Genomic DNA, 19,289 nt, shown 5'->3' with positions numbered 1-19,289 from the left:
TGGCTCGAATATCTGGTCCACTGACTCAATTGGCTCGCAAGAACTCGACTTCCAAAAATCTAGCTCACGTCGCGAAACTTGAACGTCGGACTTACCGCGAGGAACAGATGATGTATTTTGAACTGCTCTGTGCCAAATGTTCGGTTGTGCAAAGTTTCTTTAACGCGATGGTCAGATGGAAACAGGATTGAAGTCGCAAATACAGGCGACCCTGCCATCCGCAAAGCGGTCGCGTTGATCGTAAGATTACCTTCGATTCCGGCAATTGCCCTTTGACAATCGCCGTCGAGCACGTAAGCCACCATCGCTCCGTTCTGAACCTTCTGCGCGTACTGGCCCTGAACGAATCGCAGCATTCCATGAACGACATATTCAGAATAGCACGCACGCCGACCTTTCGCTGTGACCACGTTGACACGCTTGCACTCCAGACAGAAGTAAATATCCTCTCGCGGGGCAGGCGGTGAAAAAACAATGTCCATGCGACCTTGCTCTTCGCCTGCATCGAGATCAAGCTCGACAAGCTGCACGTCAATGCGGAATGGCAAGTCACAGCGGTCGCGTGCGCGTTTCAGTGCTACGCAAAATCGGTTCGTAACGGGATCTTCAAGCTCATCCGAAAACGGACTTGGGAATTTCTCCCACGTCGAAAGAACCATCGAAAGAATATCGGGCACTTGTGTTACAACAAAGCCTTGCCAATGAGAGGTTGATCCGAATTTTTCCATCACTGGCCCGGTAGTTCGTCCATCAAGATGGTAGCGGCAATTTCATCGGCATCATTCAATGCTGCGGTTTCAGTCCAGTAGCGATTTCCAAGCGGCTTTACTACGAACAAACAACCCTTGTCAAAGACCAGCAACCCACGACTGAGTTCGAGGCTAGAGCTCTTGATGGCTAATAGTCCTCGTAAATCGTTGAGGACCGTGACCAGTTGAGAGCCGTCGTCGCTATCCGCGCCCAAGTCTGAACTCGCAAGACAGAACTTTGCTACGGCAATACCAGCACTGACAGATGAAAGCATTCTTCCTGAAACGATGCGGCCACTACGCTTCCCCCACTCGTTCAGTTGGTTACAGACAGTCACGCGGTATTTGGTCAGGGTGTTCTGTTTTGCCGAGGAAACAGTTGGGACCGGCATCTTTCGATAGCTTGGCTGGATGCTCGGCACAATAGTGTTCATTGTGTCGTCGATCAAAACTGCCTCTTTTGGCAGTACATCGAAGTATTCGCGAACGAGCAATTCGATCTCCGCAGTCGCCGTATCAATTTCCGATTTCCGCGCGAGCATATTTTGCTTGATCACGGCCTTGGCTGCCTTCATCCTTTTGGCAACCGTCTCTACGATTTCCTTCGCTCGCTCAGGGTTGGGATGCTGCTCAGGCAACACAAACGGCACGCTAAGCAATTCCTCAACGTGGACTTCGGGTCGGTAGATACCCCAATTCGAGGAGGTGTGAAAAAGGAAATATCGAGCGACGGAACTCGACAAGTAGCCAGCGAGAAAAGCTAGCAGAGACGAATCCTCTTTAGGACCAGATATCCCTCGCAGTGCGTGTTGAAACGAAACGTCAAAGTCAGCAAACGCGACTTTTCCAAAACCCTTGGAGACGAGCACATGTGGTGCGTTAAACGCAAACGTGTTTTTATTTGAACGGCCTCGAACTTGAACGTCTGGAGTTTCTCTTTCTTCACAGTCATTTTCCACAACAACCAAATCAATGTTTCGATGTGTTGCACGAATAAATCTATTTGACGGCAGTTGCAGCGTCACAGCCAAATTGACATCATCATTTTTTCCAATCGGTTGAAAACCCTCAGCAATCATCCAACGCTTATTGCTGTCTCGCTCGCGAATTTGCCTTACTGTATCACGCAATCTTGTCATCGTTGCCAGTCGGTCGATTAGTCTGACGTCTCGCTCTGTTCCCCAAAACCGATGTTTCCATATTTGAGGGGCATCTTTGGAATTGAGATTGCGAACTAAATCAGCTTGCCTCACCTTTCCACGATCCAATGTAGAAACCGTCAGCACCTCCGCTTGCGTTACCGTCCAATCTGCCTTGGGACACCAATAGTCAATCGAATGGCTGGCTGACGGCGGATGTTTTGCGTAGCTTACGATCAACGCCGGGTGGATCGCGTCCTCAAAGAGCAAGAGACGGAGATCCGCCAAATTGATCACACGATCGACGCGGTGCTGGGTCACCCAATCACGCTGAAACTGAATTGCTTTGGATCCATGATTGAACAGTGTTCCATGCGGTAAAACAAAGCACACTACGCCATCGTCGGAAACGTGCTCCGCCGCTTTCCAGACGAAGGCGGCGGCGATTTGGTTGTCGGGAATCTCCTTGCCGTTGGTCCGACACCATTGCCCCGCTTGTGTTTCCGACTGAGCTAAGCTGCCCCATGGCGGATTCCCGATCATGCAACCGACATTGGTTGGAAGGTCGATCTCGGTTTGGAAGAAATCGACATTCCAAATGTTGGCTGATTCCGACGGTGAACCTGATTGGCCAACCAATCGTGGAAGAGCGTGCCCTTTCGCTTGTAACTCGCGAATGTCGGGAGGCGTCAATTGATCGAGGTACGCCAGGTACAAGCTAAACGCGGCAATGCGACATGCCGTCCGACTTGTGTCAACACCGAACAAGCTATCCTGAAGCAGTCGCATCAATTCACGCGAACGTCGATCGTTCCTCGCCCGAGGATTGGCCTGTGTCCATTCCTCCGCCAAGCGGTTGAATAGCCCAACAAGAAAAATTCCTGACCCACACGCGGGATCAAGAAAGGTTCTTCCAAGAATCTCTGTTTGGCCCATCAGTGCAGCGTCAATGACCACCTCGGCCAAAAAACGAGGTGTATAAAAAGCCCCTTTCGCTTTGTCGTCCGGCTTCAAAAATCTTTCGTAGATCGCACTAATCGTTTCGATAGGAATGATACCGAAATCGTACGGCCAGAACGATTGTTGACCTGTCTTTGGATCGGTCCCGTTAAAAAAGTCACGAATGACTCGAACATGCTCGACTCCAATGAGTCCTTTTTCAGCAATCAAATCATCGTTGAACAAATCGCCATTGAAATCCAAACGGAGTTGGTCAAACAGTTGATACAACGCATCTTTCGCTCGGCTTCCCGGCTGCAGACTCAGCACGTCTCTCAAATTCGCGGATTCACTGAGTCCCAGTGCTGCAAGATAATCTTGACCAATGACGCCTCGATCAAAGAGGTAACTGGTGAATACCAGTCTGCAAAGCAAGGCATCGAGGGCATCTGAAGACACTCGTTTCTTTGATATCTCGCCAAGCCGCTCACGGGCGTTCTTGAGACTCCCCAGCAAATCTCGATCAACCCGCTGCGATGGGTCAAACGACTTGCGATGTTGGTGAAAGAAGGCTCCTGACTCAACCGACGTAACAAACTGCTTTAATTCCGCAGAAACTCGCGAGAGCGTAGCAACAAGGCTTGCATCACCGCCCTCGTCGTCGAACTCTGGGCGGACCATTCCTGAATAGATATGCGCGACCGTCGGCGTCACAACGACGAGAACAGCGGCTCCTCCATGATTCCAAAATTGCCGGTGAAGTTGCGCCAACTTTTCGGGCTGGTCTCGGTCCAACACTCTGAAGTAGACCAGCGGGCTATTTTGCGCGTACAGGACACCATCGACTTCCAACAAATCAAATGCGCGCCGCAACAGATGCGACTGAGGCGTCGTTGCAGTGACTTGATCCGTGCTTACGAAAAAGTTTGGCGGCAATCTTTTGTCGACACCAAAATCGACTTGCCAACTCTGATTGGATGCGCTCATGACTCCTTTCCTTTGTCGCTGGCTGTGCCGTCTTCCTCGATCCGGTACGCCCAATTGCGCTCGACTCGTACCGCTTTTATCGCCACGCCAGATTTCCTGAGGTAGTCGATATCGCGGTAGATGGTTTGCTCCGAAACGCCCAGGCTAGAAGAGATGTAGGGCGTCGAGTGCTCGCCTTCGCGAACCAGTTCAATGAGGCGACTGTGTCGGCTTTGGATTTCAGAAAGTTGATCGTATCGCATGTGTTTTCCCCGATACCATGTCTACCTCATCGTGATAGACATGGCAAGGGCAGATACTTCGATCCAAGCGAAAGGTTCTTTAAGTGGTACTGGATCAAATTGTTTGCCTGTCGCAATGCGACTCCCGCGATTGCGTGATTCGTGATTGCGTGATTGCGTGATTCTTGGGGGGAGGCGGCAAAGTAGATCGGTGTCGCTACAATGGTCGTCTGTCGGCGGCGGGTAAGCGCACGTGGGTTCCATCTTGACGGGCGGTTTAGTTTGGCGGGTTTTGACCCGCCCATACGGAGACCACCATGGCGCGACTACCGGACCCTGCCCTGCGGCAGACTTGGCGAGAACTGATCTCGCGGCAACCACTCTCGGGACTGAGCATCGCTCGATTCTGCGAAACACAAGAAATCTCGACCGCATCGTTTTACAAATGGCGGCGAGAACTCTCGCAAACGGGCGACCAACAGCGACAGGCCTTCTTGCCCGTCGAAATTCTCGCGGCCGAGTCAATCCACGACGACGTGCCCTTGCGAGTTCGATTGACCGACGGTGCTGTCATCGAAATTCCGCCCCAGCGAACCGACGTGCTGCTGGCCGTCATCGAGAAAATTCAGACAAGCGATCCGCACTCGCGTTCTCACCAGGAGCACGCCTCGTGATCGCATTGCCAACCAACACGGACATTTTCCTCTTCTCCCAGCCCACCGACATGCGAAAGAGCTTTTGCGGACTGGCCGGCCTGGTCCGCGATTCGCTCCAGCGCGAGCCCAACGACGGCAGCCTGTTCTTGTTCATCAACCGAAACAAAGACAAGCTCAAAGCACTCTACTGGGACCGCGACGGCTTGGCACTGTGGTACAAGCGACTCGAATCAGGAACCTTTGAACGGATCACCGATCAAGGCAAGGCGACCGTTCAGATCGACGCAGCCGAACTGGCCATGTTGCTCGGCGGCATCTCGATCGAGAATGCCAAGCGACGAAAACGATACAAGGCCGCTTAGAACGACACCGCTACCAACGGTTACACGCGAAGAGCAAGTTTTCAAAGGGTCCTGATCCGGCCTGAGAAAACTTGCTCTTTTTGGCTCATCCGGCGGAAGCAGCTTGTCGATTTAGTGTATCCGCATAATGGGCGGTAGTTGTGCTGCCCGATCACGCTATGCTTTGGTTTTGAGATTTACCCGGGCGCCCACCGAGGAAGCTGTGATGAGTCAGCGCACACCCAAAAACGCCTACTGGCAGGATGCGCCGGCACCACGCGACCAGCTGGTGCTGTTTACCGAGTCCCTGGAGTCGAGAATTCCTGAGGATCATCCCGTTCGCTTGCTCGATGAAATTCTCGGCTCCCTCGACTGGACCTCCTGGGAAGCGAAGTACCACGGTAGCTTCGGACAACCACCCATTCACCCACGCATCATGGCGTCGGTATTGCTCTTCGCCATGATTCGACGTGTCCGCAGCAGCCGAAACATCGAGTATCAAATCCGTCACTCGATCGACTTCATGTGGCTGGTTTCCGGACGTACGATCGACCATGCCACGATCAGCGTGTTTCGTCGCAATCACACCGACCAGCTCAAAGACATCTACCGCCAGATGATTCGCATCGCCATCGACATGAAAGTCGCCAAGCTCGGCGAACTGTGCATCGACGGCACCCGCGTGCTCGCCAACGCGAACCGTTATCGGACTTGGACCGCCGAGCGGGTCGGCAAAGTAATTGCGGCTCTGGACGAGCAACTTGCCGACGCAATGGCGAAAATCGAAACGGCCGACAGCGTCGAAGATCTGATCGGCCAAGACATTGCCGACGACCAACTTCCCGCGGAGATCGCCGACTTAAAAGTGCGCCGCGAGAAGCTCGACGAGATTCTCGGCAAGCTCAACACGATGGACGCCCAACGAAAGAAGTGCGGCAAAGACCCCAAGACCAACCCGGCTCAGATTCCCAAAACCGATCCCGACGCTCGCACATTGCTTAACAAGGAAGGCGGTTACGCACCTAACTACACGCCGATGGCGGTGACTGAAACCGAAAGCGGCTTCATTGTCGGAGCCGATGTCGCGATCGGCAACGTCGAACACGATCAGTTGCTGCCGATGGTACAGGAAATTATTTCGGTTTTTGATTGCGAAGTCGACACAGTGATGGGCGACACGGCTTATTCGACGGGCGAAAACCTCAGCGGTGCTGAAGCGGCCGGCATCGAGATCCTCGCTCCGCTGGCCGATGTGAAGTGCGAATCGAACCCAGCGGATCGTGATGACCCGACACGGCCCGTTGCCCCGGAGCTTGTTGTTGACCTACCCAATAATCCGACGACCAAGAAGTTTGACAAATCGGCGTTTGTGTATGACGAGGCGGCCGACTGTTACTACTGTCCGGCCGGCAAACTACTGCGGAAGAATGGAACCCAAAACAAACGTCTCAGCGGTGGCCATGTGGTTTTGCAATCGGTCTACATGTGCGGCGATTGCCGGGGCTGCCCACTGGCACCAAGTTGCCGCAAGAATCCTGAGGCTCGCGGGGGGCGGCGGATCATTCATGATGTTCACGATGCGGCCCGCCGTCGTCAGCGTTCGCGAATGCGAAAACCCGATGTTGAGGAGCGATACAAGAAACGCAAGTCGGTCGCCGAGCGTCCTTTCGCGGTGATCAAAGCGGCAATGGACCTGCGTCACTTCTTGCTGCGGGGTATCGAGGGGGTGGGGGTGGAATGGCTGTGGGCGTGTTCGGCACACAACCTGAAGAAATTAATGTCGATCATGGCCGCGCTTCGCGCAGGTGACGCGGAACGCAGTACGGCAGCGATACACTAGAGAGTTCGGGGTAAATAGGTGGCCCTGTCACCCGTTGCCAGCGGGCTCAGGCCACACAGTTACAGGGGCAAGACGCATCGAAGAACTGCACATCAACTCAGAAATTTTTTAGTCTCAATCCACATTCACTAAATCGACAAGCTGGAAGCGTGCGCTGGAGGTTTTGGAGGCATGGCTCCAGTATCCAATGATTGATTTGTCGGATGTGATAGTGAATGTTAGACTGGAGCTGCCGGGAGAAACGGAGCCGAGCTCTGCAGAGGTGCAACTAGGCAAGGGATATCCCGGTCGATGGTACGCCAATGGTGTTGCCGGTCCCTGGCGAACATTCGTTCGTCAGGGACGCATCTTTGCAAGATTATTGGATACTAGAGCCATGGAGTGCCGGGATAAAACCGGTTTGGAATAGAGAATGAAAGTTTCTTACGAGGAAGGTCTAACCAACTACTTCGGCCTCCGGCGGAGGAGCGATGAAGGCAACAACATCGCACTGAGCGTCCGTGCAGGGGGAAGCGTAGGCCAGCTAATTGAGCTCCGAAATCAGGTCTTCCATGTGCCGACCGTGTCATGTGCGTCGGGAAGGCAACACCAACTATACCGTCAAGGTGAGGATAGCTTGGGCATGGCGGAGTCGAAGAACCTGTGCATGCGTGGAAAATTCCAAACGCGAGAACCGGGAAGTCCCATTTGCCCCTGGGGTCATGTCGCGATGACACACGACCAGGGCGGCCAGCGAACCTCTCCGAGGGAAATTCTGGTATGAACGCGGATGGGATGGCAGATAAGTCCGTAGTACCGTCGACGCGGGGGAACAATGCTGGAGCTGAACCAGTAGCGGACTCCGTCGAGGAAAGGGACTTAGCCAAAAGGAACGCCCAGCAGTCTGACCTCGACCGCCCTCTGAAGCGGATAAATCGAAGGTCCCTCGGACTGACGGGCGTGCGTATCAAGGCTCGGGCACACCCCGAGTTTCGATTCACGTCCTTGTTACACCATGTCGACGAACAAACCCTAATGGAAGCCTTCTTCGCTCTGAAGAAGAAATCCGCTGTGGGCGTCGATGAGGTCACATGGCAGGACTACGAAATCGGCCTGGAGGATCGGATTGCGGACCTCCACGGTCGTATTCACCGCGGAGCCTATAGGGCGAGACCATCGAAGAGGATCTATATCCCCAAGCCGGACGGTCAACAGCGACCAATCGGAATAGCGACACAACCAGCTAAAAGCACACTCGTGCAGTCAGCCTTCGGGTATCGCCGAAATTACCCATCCTTTCCATCCATTGCTTGGACAACAGTTTCCCATTCTCAAAACTCGAACCGTCTCCGGCGTGGAGTGCGTGATCCTCAAGGGATCGGAATCGGGAACTTTTTCGGTTCCTCGACAGTGGACTTCGATTCGCGCCATGGATTGCTACGAGGATGGTGAAGTTCCTCCGACAATCCTCCGGTTGGAGCGGTTGATTGAGATGGCTGCACTCCTCAAGACACTTGGCGAATCAGCCTCTGAAAATTAGCCCCGTTACGGTCTATTGGATACGGCTGGGTGTGCGCTCTAGCCGAATCCAATTTCTTCTTCGAGATGGCAAGCCAATTCGTCCGGCGACAAAGGAGGGCCATCGCTTGACTAGGAGTCAAAGCCATGGCGGCGACCCAACAGCAGTCACCAGTCCAAGCTCATTCACCGCGACCAACTCTATCGCGTGATTGTAAGAATCAACTCGCAATGCTGATTGCAAACTTGATCGAAACTCACATGAACGATCGGGCACAGCCCGAGTCAACGCCCGACGACGACGCGACTTCAAGCGATCGTTCCACTCTTCATAGCCGCTCAGTCAAGGATGATTGTCATGAACACCACGGACCAACGTTCGACCAAGATCACCGAAAGTCACCTTCAGAAGACTGCCTACGTGTACCTGCGGCAATCGAGTATGGGGCAAGTTCGTAACCATCGCGAAAGTACCGAGCGACAGTATGCGCTCAAAGATCATGCGAAGATCCTGGGTTGGCCAGTCACACGCATTGTTGTACTGGATCGCGACCTCGGCAAGTCGGGTACTTCCACCTCTGATCGCGAAGATTTTAAGAAGCTTGTTTCCGACGTGTCTCTTGGTAAGGCCGGAGCTGTGCTGGCCATCGAGGCCTCGCGGTTGGCTCGCTCCAACGCGGATTGGCATCGACTGATCGAAATCTGTGGCATCACCGGCACGCTCATCATTGACGAAGACGGTTGCTACGATCCGAGCGACTTCAACGATGGACTGTTGTTGGGACTCAAAGGGACAATGGCTCAAGCTGAGCTGCATTTCATCCGCGCTCGTCTGCAAGGCAACAAACTCAACAAGGCTCGCAAGGGGGAACTGCGATTCCCGTTGCCGGTGGGCTATGTGTTCGATGACTTGGGCTGCATCGTCAAAGACGCCGATGCGCAAGTGCGTTCGATGATCGCCTTGGTCTTTGACTACTTCCGGCAATGCGGCAGTGCCTACGGTGTTGTGCAGCGTTTTGCCAGGGAAAAGCTGGATTTCCCCAAGCGGAGTTACGGTGGTACTTGGGCCGGAAAGCTGCATTGGGGACGACTCACCGAATCACGCGTCGCAGGTATTTTAAAAAACCCATCGTACGCCGGGGTTTATGCATTCGGACGTTGTCAATCGGTTAAAGGGATTCTGGAGAACGGAGAAGTGCGATCACGCATTAGCTGCATGCCGGAGGAGAACTGGCTGGTGAACTTGCGGGATCATCATGAAGCCTATATCACTTTCGAGCAGTACACGCAGAATCTGGAACAGCTGTCACGCAACCGAACGAATGCAAAGGAGATGATTTTGAGCGGTCCGGCAAGAGAAGGATTGGCACTGCTTCAAGGGCTTTTGATCTGCGGTTGTTGTGGTCGCCGTTTGACCCCACGCTATCGCGGCAATGGTGGCATTTACCCAATCTACGAATGCAACTGGCGAAAGCGTGAAGGCCTGTCAAAATCAGCGTGTATGACAGTGCAATGCGCGGCCTTGGATCGCGCCGTCGAGCGGCGCGTGCTTGATGTACTCAATAACGAGCAGCTGCAGTTAGCGATCCAGGCGTATGAGATAATCATGCAGCGACATGAGCAAATCGATTCTCAGTGGAAGATGCGATTGCAACGAGCGGAGTACGAAGCAGAGTTGGCTCAGTGTCGTTACGAGCAAGTTGATCCGAACAATCGCTTGGTGGCTTCGACACTCGAACAACGTTGGAACGACGCGTTGATCGAACTGCAGGACGTCCAGGATCAAATCGATCGACTTCAGCAAGAGACGCTTCAGTTTAGTTCGCAACAGCGAGATGAAGTACTCGCATTGGCACAGGATCTTCCTAAGCTGTGGAATAACACGACATCCGCCTGGAAGGATAAAAAACGGATCTTGCAACTGTTAATTCGCGACATCACAGTGGCCAAGCCAGAGCCACATGTCGCATTATTACAACTGCGTTGGCAGGGAGGGGCAGACGAATCTCTACGAGTGGAGCTGCCTCAATCTACATGCGATCGCTGGCGGCATGATGAGGCGTTGATTGAGCGAGTGCGAGAGTTGGCCAAGCAGCTTGACGACGCTCAGATCGCCGAGCGGTTGAACCATGACGGCCTGATGACGAACAAGGGAAATACATTCACGGTGAAAAGTATCAAGTGGATTCGACACAAGCACAGCATCCCGCCAGCCGATGATAGAAAAGAAGGCGAACTGACAGTCAAAGAGGTGGCCAAGCGAATGGGTGTCGGCCCTGGAGTGATCTACTACTGGATCGACCAAGGACTGATTCCTGGCCGCCGCCGCAATGCCGGCTCGCCCTATTTGCTAGCGTTCACGCCGGAGGTTGAACAACGGCTAGCAAAACGCATCGCAAATTCAACACGCATCAAACCCAAGTAATCACGACGTTTTTAGTTTCAAGACCCCGAAAGCCTACCGTAAAAGGTGCAGTATGCAGCCACCGTCACGTCCCTTGAGGACAAGCTAGTCCAAAAAGCGGTTGTTTGGGTATTGCAGAGCATCTACGAAGTGGACTTTGCCAATTTCAGTTATGGTTTCCGGCCCGGACGAAGTCAGCATCAGGCGCTCGATGCGCTCAATGTTGGCTTCTCGGACAGAAAGGTGAACTGGGTATTAGATGGTGATGTAGAAGGCTTCTTCGACACGATTGACCACGAGTGGTTGATTAAATTCTTAGAGCACCGCATCGCCGACAATCGAATCCTTTGGTTAATTCGTAAATGGCTCCGCGCGGGAGTCAGTGACGATGGACAATGGTCAGCTACAACCGTCGGGACGCCCCAAGGTGCGGTGATTTCACCACTACTGGCGAACGTGTTCCTGCACTATGTGTTTGATCTATGGATAAAATGGTGGCGAAAACGGCGTGCTTGCGGCGAAGTTGTCGTGATCCGCTACGCCGATGATTTCGTGATTGGCTTTGAACGTAAGGATGACGCGCAGCGTTGTTTGGATGACCTCCGAACTCGTTTCGCCAAGTTCGGTTTGAAACTGCACGACAAGAAAACCCGGCTGATCGAGTTTGGCCGCCATGCGGCCCGACGTCGCCAGGCTCGCGGTAAAAGTCGACCGGAAACGTTTGACTTTCTTGGCTTCACGCATCGCTGCGATGTGACCCAGGCAGGCTGGTTCGCACTTCGCAGAGAAACGATCGCGAAGCGGATGCGGGCATCCCTGGCGAAGATCAAAGAGGAGTTACGGAAGCGTCGTCATCACTCGATTGGTGAAGTTGGAAGATGGCTGAGGCAAGTGATCCAGGGCTGGTTGCAGTATTATGCCGTTCCTGGAAACCACGAGAGACTGGAACAGTTTAGCGACGAGATCAAGAAAATGTGGGTGCATCAGCTTCGACGACGAAGCCAACGCCACCGCTGGACTTGGGATCGTTTTACTGCGATGTCTGAACGGTACTTACCTGAGCTGACGATACTGCACCCCTATCCCAGCGTAAGATTTCACGCCCGACTTGCGGCAGGAGCCGTATGAGTCAAGGCTCACGTACGGATCTGTGCGGGGGGCGGCTGGCAACAGCCGTCCCTACCGCGATCCTAGAAAAACCTTCCCGTGTGCTCCGCGCACGCTTCCGACGGATGAGCCCTCTTTTTTTTGTCGCTTTTCTCGGTTTGCTATTGCGCTTTGGGACAGCATCGTTACCTTTGGGGTCATGAGCAAGCTGAAGCAACTCGAGCGACAAATCGTGATCCTGCGTGAGCAGAATGACAAGCTCGCGCGGGATGCCAAGGTGCACGTTGATGAAGTTCAAACACTCCATGATGAAAACAAGAAGCTTGTTTCTGAGAATGAAAAGCTCAATGATGAACTTCGCAAGTCTCGGGATCAACTCGAAGCGATGATCCGTCGTCTGTTTGGTCGCCAAAGCGAACGTTTCGACGATGTCGACCAACTCAAGTTTGAATTCGCGACGCCCGAGCAAGCCGCCGACGCGCGGGAAGGCATCGAACAGGCGTGCGATGAAAACAACAACAACACTGGTAAGCCGAAACCCAAACCACGCCGTCGCAAACGCAGCGAACGGTTCCCCGAAAGTTTGGAACGAAAGCAAGTCATCGTCGACTTGCCCGACGAAGAGAAAGAAGGGCTGACGCGGATCGGTGAAGACATCGTCGAGACGGCTCACTATCGCCGGCCGATCGTTTACATCTTGCAGAAGATCTATCCCAAGTACGTCCGCAGCGGAGAGCCTGATGCGGGCGTGATGCAGGTGCCACGGCCCGAATCGCTGATCGCCGGGGATCGCTAAGATACGTCTTTCGCCGCAGAAATCATTGCCGCGAAGTTCAGTTATCACATGCCGATCTATCGCCAAGAGGATTTGTTCGCCGGCTGCGGGATCACGATTTCACGTAGCTCGTTGCTGAACATCCAAGAGGCGGCGGCGAAGTTGATTCGTCCGTTTGCCGCCTACCTGGCCGACCTGGTTCGCACCGATCATTGCATCGGCAGCGATGATACCGGTGTGTTGCTGTTGCTTCCTACAGCACTGCCCGCTAGCGTATTCGGCTTGGATGTGCGATCCGCGTGATTCTAACAAGCGCATATGACGAACAGGTAAACGGGCAGTGCTGTAAAGACATCCCGAAGATTGACGAAGAGGACTCCAAGAGCCGGCGGGCTGCGGAGGTGATTGCGAAAGCCAAGGCGGAGAACGCGAAGAGTGTTCGAGCGAAGATGTGGGCTTATCGCGGGGTGAGCGTTCCGATCAACGTGTTCGATTTCACGGTCAGTCGGCATCGCGATGGGCCGGACTTATTCTTGATTGATCACGATTACGAAGGGACGCTGCTTGGCGATTGCTACGGCGCGAACACAGGGATCCACATGCGCTCCAATGGCTTGGTCGACCATGCCGCCTGCGTCGCCCATGCGCGTCGCAAAGCGGAGTACGCACTTGGCAATCATCGCGAGCATGCAACAGCTTTATTGAAGTGTTTCAATCGACTATACGACTTAGAAGATCAGTGTCGCTACATGGATCCGGATGCGCGATTGGCGTTTCGCCAGGAGCATGCTGCGCCGGTGTGGACGCTGCTTCGGAGCTATTTAGAAAACGAGATGTCGAAGGTGTCGACGAAAGAGAAGATCGGCGAAGCGAAAGGCTACTTGCTCAATCAATGGGATGGCTTGGTGAAGTACCTCGCCGATGGCCGGATTCCGATCGACAACAACGAGTGTGAGCAGTTGATGAAACAAGTTGCACTGGGTCGTAAGAATTGGCTGTTCATCGGCAGTGTCGCGGCGGGTTATCGCACGGCGGACTTGATGACGTTGTGCAGCAGTGCGATCCGCAATGACTTGGATGTTTACGCCTACATCAAGGACGTGCTCGATCAGTTGTTATCGGGCAGCAAGGACTACGCGAGTTTACGCCCGGACGCGTGGGCGACGTCACACCCCGAATCGGTTCGTGCCTACCGAGCCGAGGAACGTCGACAGCGAAACGCTCGACGCGACCGAGCCCGTCTGGATCGCCGCCTCAGCCAACCCGAGTCCGAATAAACGATCCGCCCGCCCCAACGGCACATGGTGCCGTTGGGCGTTTACGGCGGCGGGAGCATTTTTTACTACGAGTATCCAGCAGATCGCCCGCAAAATAAGCACTTTGAACGACTGCTAGCGAGAGACGGGGCAACCGCTGCGCAGCGTTCCTTGCTCAAGTCACCGTAGCCAATGAGCTGATTTCGACGTTGTTGGTAGCAATTTTTCAATCAGAATGCCTTGTCCACCGCGCAGACCCTATCTAAAATTTGGGTGGCTCTTTCTCTTGCTTTCGCTTGGTGGCCTTTTCTCTTGCCCTTTCACTTTTCTCTTTTGCCGGAGCAATCCAGTCTGAATGCAAACGAGAACCGAAGAGGGGATTGGCCATGGCCCTGCAGGTGATGTCTTGGTATATTCGGAGAAGTAGGATCTGGTCCAAGCATGGATACGCATCCAGGCAGTTCTTTTTACATTCATCCGGCGGAAGTGTGCGCAGAGTTCAGCGGAGTTTCTTTGCGGCCTGCGTGGAAAACTTCCAGCGAACTCTTCCGTCGGATGAGCCATAGTCGAAATGTGCGCCAACGCAGGAGTTAACTGCAATGAAATTCGTGATCGTTACTCAGATGCTCGTTTTAGTGGCCGGCATGGTATCTGCGCAAGAATCCATCAGCACATCTGCTAGGGTCGATATTGTTGCAGCATTGGATGAGGATATTGCGGCGCTGAACGACGTGTACGCGCACAAAAAACGCGAGCTTGACGCGGCGTATACTGCAAAAGTGCGAACACTACGGGCGGGATCAATCAACAAGCTTGAAAAACAACAGATTGAAATTGCCAGTAAGGACTTGGATGAGGCAGTAAAAATTCGAGATGTCATCGAGGAACTCACATCGGCACCGACCTCAGTGCCAGGGACCGACAAGAATAACTCGTCTCAAACCGAAAAATCGCTTAGCGAGCCAGCAATCAGACTCTACCAACAGAACAAGGAACTCCAAAAGAAACTGTCTTCGTTAGAGAATCTGTTTGCTTCACAAGCAGCCCCTCTTGCGAATCAGTTGCTAGGTAAGACATACCTGATTAAGTTTGGCGAAAAGCAAGGTAATCGAGGTAAAAAATGGACGTTCGGCTCCAAGGGCGTACTCATAATCAACGGACTTTCAACAAATAAACGATGGGCTGCTTACGGGAATGAGAGGGTGGTTTGCATTGATGACAATGGAGGAGTTGATGTCTGTGAATTCGCCGATGGCGGTTCAAGCATCAAGGTTCTGTGGGTCGGTGACTACGAACGAGCATCGTATCGGCATTTAGGCATGTTAGTCGCGGAATAAGCTGGCGACCTCGGCTTCGCTCCCAGTCATGGGTGCTCTGGCGGGTCCGATCTGAGCATTGAGTGAAGTCGGCAATCCGGTCCTTGGCTTCGGTGTATTTGCTCGATTCAGGCGTCTCCGCCATGGCGGCTCGAATTGGGTTGAGATCAACGTACGCCGCACATGCCAACAAACTTGCTTCATCGAGGAACACCCGTGCCCGAAATCGTCCTTCCCTGTCAATTTGCGCCTGAAACAGTACCACTCATTGGCGCTTCAAACGGTACCAGTTGGTGAAGCCGGGCCGCGTAGCGGTCCGGTGGTACTGTTTCAGGCGCAAATTGACACGGATTGTATTTACTGTGGTAGGGAGGATAGTAAATTAAATGTATCTCCAGCCCCGACCAATCGGCAAACTCAATCGTTCGCTTGAGGAACTGAGTTCGCACTCCCGAGTTCTTCGGGCCATTGTCCAAGTAGATTGCTAGGCGACGAACAGCACCATGTTTTTCGCGGACGCTGTTCCACCACAAACGCAAGCAGTCGCCCCAAAAGTCACTCGTCTCGTGCCTACCGAAGACCAGCGTCAGCGTGCCGGTGGCAAGCATCAAAATCCCAAACGGAACCAATTTGTTTTCAGCAGGAGGATCGTGGTCCCAACCCTTGGTGACTTTACCCTCACTGTCTGTCCGTGTTTTTTCCCCCGAGAGCGTATTCGCCTAATTTGACTTTTGTTTTCGTATCCACCGAGATTTCAAGGGTCTCAGGATCTGCCTCGTATTTCTTGCGTGCCGCAGGCACATTCTCGAAGATCGCGTCGGTGTGCTCTGTTTTCTTCAGCGGCTTACTTTTCTGAATCCGTTTGAGTCGATAGTTCATCCGATTGAGAATATCACGAATGGTCCGTTCGCTCGGTAGCGAATCGGGAGTGTATCCCATGCCAATCAAATCGGCACGGACTTCTTCGGCAGAATAATTAGTGTACTTCTGAAGTGGACCCCAATATTCGGACCACGAGCTAAGATAGAAATGTTTCGTTTTGAGCGGTAAAACCAGGACTAATCCAAGATCCCATTTACCGAGAAGAAATTATGGCAGGGAAACGCCGTTCATTCGCTCCCTCTTTCAAGGCCAAGGTAGCCTTGGAGGCAATCAAGGGAGCTAAAACGATCGCTGAGATCGCCCAGAAGCACAAGCTGCACGCGACTCAAATCAACCTTTGGAAGAAGCAGCTGCTCGACGGGGCCGAGGACGTTTTCCTCGATGGCAAAGCCAAGACGCCGCGAAAACCAACCGACGAACCCGAGTCGACAGAACTCTACGAGCAAATCGGTCGGCTCAAGGTGCAGTTGGAATGGCTCAAAAAAAAAGTGGCCCAGGACAGTGACTGAAGCCAGGACTTGGATTGACTTTGAGAACACTGAGCTAAGTGTGCGTGAGCAGTGTCGGCTACTTGGAATCCATCGAAGCAACATCTATTTCGGTCCCCAGCCGGAGACCGAGGAGAATCTTCAGTTCATGCGACTGATGGATGAAGAACACCTCAAGCATCCGGCCCGTGGATCTCGGCAGATGATCGACTTCCTTGAAGACCAAGGATTCATTGTCAACCGCAAACGTGTGCAGCGATTGATGCGAAAAATGGGCATCGAGGGCATTTCGCCTCAGCGTCGAACGACCCTGCGAAACGCGGGGCATCAGGTCTACCCGTACCTTTTGCGAAACCTCAAAATCGAACGTCCCAACCAGGTCTGGTGCAGTGACATCACGTACATTCCGATGCGTCATGGTTTCATGTATTTGGTCGCCGTGCTGGACTGGTATAGCCGCCACGTTTGGAGCTGGCGTATATCCAATTGCATGGACGCGGAATTCTGCGTGGAGGCCCTCGACGATGCGTTGCAACTCGCTACACCGGAGATATTCAACACCGACCAAGGTTCGCAGTTCACGAGCCGCGAACATACCGAGAAACTGAAATCACACGGAGTTGCGATCAGTATGGATGGAAAGGGCCGCGCAATCGACAACGTGATGATTGAACGACTTTGGAGAACTGTCAAATACGAGGACATCTACCTCAAGGAGTACGCCACAGGAACCGATCTTTACAAAGGGATGAGAAGTTACTTTGACTTCTACACCCGCGAACGAAAACACAGTTCGCTCGATCGCCAAACGCCTGCGGAAGTGTACCGCAGCGGCCGGTCAAAACGCCTCGCACTCTCTATCTAAGCGAAGCGCGCTCGTGGTCCGAATATTGGGGTCCACTTCATTCCGAGCCGTTTTGAGTTCTGGATCGGAGTGCGTATGTGGTTCGACAATGGTGCGGATATCAATCTTAAGTTGAGGATTCTTATCTTCGCTTCTCGGACGCCCGCGTCGCTCTGGTATAGTCGAAAGTGCAAGCGTACCGTTGGCCTGTCGCTCCTGCATTCCCTTGCTAACCGTTTCTCGCCCCCAACCAAATCTCTCCTCAGCCTTGCGCACGCTGCCATCGCACAAGACGTCGCATACTTTGGCAAGAAACATCCGCCGCTGACTGCCTCGCAATTCTCTCGCAGCATCGATTAACAATTCATCGATAACACCATCCATGGCCTCGGCTCCTAAAGTTGAATTCCTCCACAAACATCTTCAGCAAGTTTGACCGATTACTCGATTTCCTCAAATATCAATTTCTGGTAAATTTATTCCTGCCGCTCGCCTTACAGGCGTCGGCAAGAATATTGCTAAAAAACGGGAGCAGATCCGGATGCTCGGAGAAAAGCTAGCTTTTTCCCGCTACCGAAAGTCCGAAGATTTGATTTTTGAGTCGGAGCATCACAGAGTAGTCGAGGCGGGAACGGTTCTCATCCAACATTTCTTCATGCCAGCCAAACGATCGGTCAATTGGGGCGATCGAGTGGCGGCGTCTGCGTAGCTCCGGAGCACAGGGAGGAACGATTCGAGTTTGCAACCTACGCGTTGGATGGTCGCGAGCTTGCCGTCCTTCATGAAACTTATTGGATTTACGGAAAATCGGCTGACATCCTAGGCCGTTTCTCTAAAAATCAAAGGAGACCGTGAAGGGAATCGCACGCCGCCGCATCAGATAGTATGTCAGGTGAGACGTGTTCGAACGTGGAGCCTGCGATCCTTTTTCTGGTGTCCACTGTGAGTAGCCGGAGGCAAGCGACAATGAACTGCATCGAAATTCAAGAACTGCTTTCGCCTTACTACGACGGTGAACTCGCGAGCGACGTACGCACTTCGGTTACTGAGCACTTACGAAACTTTACGTCTTGTGCCGATGTGCTGGCTGGGTACGGAAGAGTGAGCCAGTCATTCTCGACGGCTCGAGCGGACGCTGTTTCCGAGCATGTCTGGGTAAATATCGTCGACGAACTGAATCAGCCTGGCAAGTTGTCGGATAAGCCGGAAGTCGTGAAGGCTTCGGGTTCTAGACGATCTGAGCGGCCTTGGGTGACTTATCAGCGATTGGCCATCGCTGCGTCGATACTGATCGTTTTCGGATTGGCTACCTGGCTCCGCCATCCAGATTCAATAGCGGACATGCACCACGACCACGGAACAGAATTCGTGGCGACGATGGATCACTACGTGAACCTACTGCCGGAGCATCCGGACCAAGCAGAACAGTTTTTGCTCGAAAAGTACGACGGCAAGGTGGTGCCGCCGGAGCAGGCCATCAGCCTGGTTGGTTATCGTCCGACTGTCGCCGACGGGCTTCCGAAGGGTTATACCCTGGCTTCGACCAGCGTCTTGAAAATGCCGTGCTGCACGTGTGTGAAGGCAGTCTGCAAGCGTACCGACGGGTCAACGCTCGTTCTGTTTGAGCATGATGATGAGAAAGCCGATTGGTTCGGTGATCGCCCGACTAAGATGGCCATGTGTGGCGACAAAGAGTGCTGTCTAGTAGCTTTGGATTCGAGCATCGCCGCGTCTTGGCAAGTTGGGACGCGCAGTGTGACAGCCGTTGGGGTGAGAGATCAAATTGAGGTCGTGTCATTGGTCAATTGGTTCAAGGGGGGCTAATCGCTCCTCAATAGGATAATCGAA

Annotated in this window: 16 protein-coding genes and 2 pseudogenes; 12 read left to right on the top strand and 6 right to left on the bottom strand. The window is 53.3% G+C overall.

What is annotated here, in order from left to right:
- Window positions 1-59: 59 nt before the first annotated feature.
- Genes SH410x_RS25995 through SH410x_RS25985 form a run of 3 tightly spaced genes read right to left on the bottom strand, consistent with a single transcriptional unit; the run spans window position 60 to window position 4,056 of the window.
- Window positions 60-728, bottom strand: a complete 669-nt coding sequence (locus tag SH410x_RS25995; protein ID WP_473672158.1) for a hypothetical protein — start codon at window positions 726-728, stop codon at window positions 60-62.
- Window positions 728-3,814 carry an HsdM family class I SAM-dependent methyltransferase gene (locus tag SH410x_RS25990; RefSeq protein ID WP_473672156.1) on the bottom strand — a complete coding sequence of 1,029 codons (3,087 nt, stop codon included), beginning with the start codon at window positions 3,812-3,814 and terminating at the stop codon, window positions 728-730. The genes SH410x_RS25995 and SH410x_RS25990 overlap by 1 nt, the downstream gene beginning before the upstream one ends.
- Window positions 3,811-4,056: an HTH domain-containing protein gene (locus tag SH410x_RS25985; protein WP_473672154.1), complete on the bottom strand. Its 246-nt coding sequence runs from the start codon at window positions 4,054-4,056 to the stop codon at window positions 3,811-3,813. The genes SH410x_RS25990 and SH410x_RS25985 overlap by 4 nt, the downstream gene beginning before the upstream one ends.
- A 296-nt stretch (window positions 4,057-4,352) precedes the next feature.
- On the opposite strand from SH410x_RS25985, the gene tnpA reads away from it, so the two are divergent.
- The 10 genes and pseudogenes from tnpA (at window position 4,353) to SH410x_RS25935 (ending at window position 15,248) form a co-directional block, all read left to right on the top strand.
- Complete coding sequence (gene tnpA, locus SH410x_RS25980; RefSeq protein WP_473672152.1) at window positions 4,353-4,709, top strand: IS66 family insertion sequence element accessory protein TnpA; 357 nt, start codon at window positions 4,353-4,355, stop codon at window positions 4,707-4,709.
- Window positions 4,706-5,053, top strand: coding sequence for an IS66 family insertion sequence element accessory protein TnpB (gene tnpB, locus SH410x_RS25975; protein ID WP_473672150.1), 348 nt, complete (start codon window positions 4,706-4,708; stop codon window positions 5,051-5,053). Before tnpA ends, tnpB begins: the two co-directional genes overlap by 4 nt.
- Window positions 5,054-5,258: 205 nt before the next feature.
- Entirely contained in the window at window positions 5,259-6,872 is a 1,614-nt protein-coding gene (locus tag SH410x_RS25970; protein ID WP_473672148.1) for an IS1182 family transposase, read from the top strand.
- 1,255 nt (window positions 6,873-8,127) lie between these two features.
- Window positions 8,128-8,391 carry a DUF5372 family protein gene (locus SH410x_RS25965; RefSeq protein WP_473677402.1) on the top strand — a complete coding sequence of 88 codons (264 nt, stop codon included), beginning with the start codon at window positions 8,128-8,130 and terminating at the stop codon, window positions 8,389-8,391.
- Window positions 8,392-8,727: 336 nt separating this feature from the next.
- The gene (locus SH410x_RS25960) at window positions 8,728-10,794 is read left to right on the top strand and encodes a recombinase family protein (protein ID WP_473672146.1); all 2,067 of its coding nucleotides are present in this window, start codon (window positions 8,728-8,730) and stop codon (window positions 10,792-10,794) included.
- 45 nt (window positions 10,795-10,839) lie between these two features.
- Window positions 10,840-11,901, top strand: a complete 1,062-nt coding sequence (locus tag SH410x_RS25955; RefSeq protein WP_473672144.1) for a reverse transcriptase domain-containing protein — start codon at window positions 10,840-10,842, stop codon at window positions 11,899-11,901.
- A 178-nt stretch (window positions 11,902-12,079) separates the two neighbouring features.
- Entirely contained in the window at window positions 12,080-12,676 is a 597-nt protein-coding gene (locus SH410x_RS25950; RefSeq protein WP_473672142.1) for an IS66 family transposase, read from the top strand.
- A gap of 15 nt (window positions 12,677-12,691) precedes the next feature.
- Window positions 12,692-12,958 (top strand): annotated as a pseudogene (locus SH410x_RS25945) (IS66 family transposase); the annotation flags it as partial.
- Window positions 12,955-13,932 (top strand): IS66 family transposase, encoded by a 978-nt coding sequence (gene tnpC / locus SH410x_RS25940; RefSeq protein WP_473672140.1) that lies wholly within the window; start codon window positions 12,955-12,957, stop codon window positions 13,930-13,932. The pseudogene SH410x_RS25945 and the gene tnpC, both read left to right, overlap by 4 nt.
- 578 nt (window positions 13,933-14,510) lie before the next feature.
- Window positions 14,511-15,248: a hypothetical protein gene (locus SH410x_RS25935; protein ID WP_473672138.1), complete on the top strand. Its 738-nt coding sequence runs from the start codon at window positions 14,511-14,513 to the stop codon at window positions 15,246-15,248.
- Between the two features lie 218 nt (window positions 15,249-15,466).
- Here the strand turns inward: SH410x_RS25935 and SH410x_RS25930 are convergent.
- Window positions 15,467-15,895 (bottom strand): annotated as a pseudogene (locus SH410x_RS25930) (ISAzo13-like element transposase-related protein); the annotation flags it as partial.
- 10 nt (window positions 15,896-15,905) lie between these two features.
- Window positions 15,906-16,283, bottom strand: a complete 378-nt coding sequence (locus SH410x_RS25925) for an ISAzo13-like element transposase-related protein (RefSeq protein ID WP_473677401.1) — start codon at window positions 16,281-16,283, stop codon at window positions 15,906-15,908.
- A gap of 32 nt (window positions 16,284-16,315) precedes the next feature.
- Between SH410x_RS25925 and SH410x_RS25920 the strand changes: the two genes are divergently transcribed.
- A protein-coding gene (locus tag SH410x_RS25920; protein ID WP_473677400.1) for an IS3 family transposase occupies window positions 16,316-17,462 on the top strand; the annotation gives its coding sequence in 2 pieces (ribosomal slippage) (window positions 16,316-16,608 and window positions 16,607-17,462; 1,149 coding nt in all).
- On the opposite strand, the gene SH410x_RS25915 is transcribed toward SH410x_RS25920, so the two are convergent.
- Entirely contained in the window at window positions 17,436-17,825 is a 390-nt protein-coding gene (locus SH410x_RS25915) for a hypothetical protein (protein ID WP_473672136.1), read from the bottom strand. The genes SH410x_RS25920 and SH410x_RS25915 overlap by 27 nt on opposite strands.
- Before the next feature lie 582 nt (window positions 17,826-18,407).
- On the opposite strand from SH410x_RS25915, the gene SH410x_RS25910 reads away from it, so the two are divergent.
- The gene (locus SH410x_RS25910; protein ID WP_473672134.1) at window positions 18,408-19,265 is read left to right on the top strand and encodes a hypothetical protein; all 858 of its coding nucleotides are present in this window, start codon (window positions 18,408-18,410) and stop codon (window positions 19,263-19,265) included.
- The last annotated feature ends 24 nt before the right edge of the window (window positions 19,266-19,289 follow it).

Source organism: Rhodopirellula sp. SH410 (assembly GCF_055811895.1).
The sequence above is the reverse complement of the archived record's forward strand: the minus strand, read 5'-3'. Positions and strand labels throughout refer to the sequence as shown.